Source organism: Streptomyces doebereineriae (genome assembly GCF_031845645.1).
Classification (GTDB): domain Bacteria; phylum Actinomycetota; class Actinomycetes; order Streptomycetales; family Streptomycetaceae; genus Streptomyces; species Streptomyces canus.
Map to the genome: position 1 here is coordinate 1 of NZ_JAVREZ010000482.1, position 413 is coordinate 413.

A 413-nucleotide genomic window follows, 5' to 3' on the forward strand; every position below is an offset into this window, starting at 1 on the left:
TTGATGCACTGGATCGGGCAGATCAGCCTGCGGGACCTCAACTGGAAGTCGCGGCCGTACTCGGCGTGGCTGGCCTACGGGCAGTCCAAGCTGGCCAACCTGGTGTTCACGTCCGAGTTGCAGCGACGGCTGACAGCATCGGGCTCGGCGGTGCGCGCCCTGGCCGCCCCCCCCCGGCTATTCGGCCACCTACCTGCTGGGCCAGACCGGCAACCAGTTCGGCGCCCGCATGATGGCGGCCGCCAACCGGGTTTTCGCCAGCGATCCGTCGTTCGGCGCACGTCAGACGCTGTTCGCGGCGTCCCAGGACGTTCCCGGGGACAGCTTCATCGGGCCCCGGTTCGGCCAGTTCGTCCCCAGCCAGCCGGTCGGGCGCAGCCCGCTGGCCAAGCGGGTGGGCACCCAGAAGGCGC

1 pseudogene is annotated in these 413 nt (G+C 70.5%); it reads left to right on the plus strand.

The features are described from left to right. Positions 1–229: 229 nt before the first annotated feature. Positions 230–413, plus strand: a pseudogene (locus RNB18_RS52870) (oxidoreductase); the annotation flags it as partial.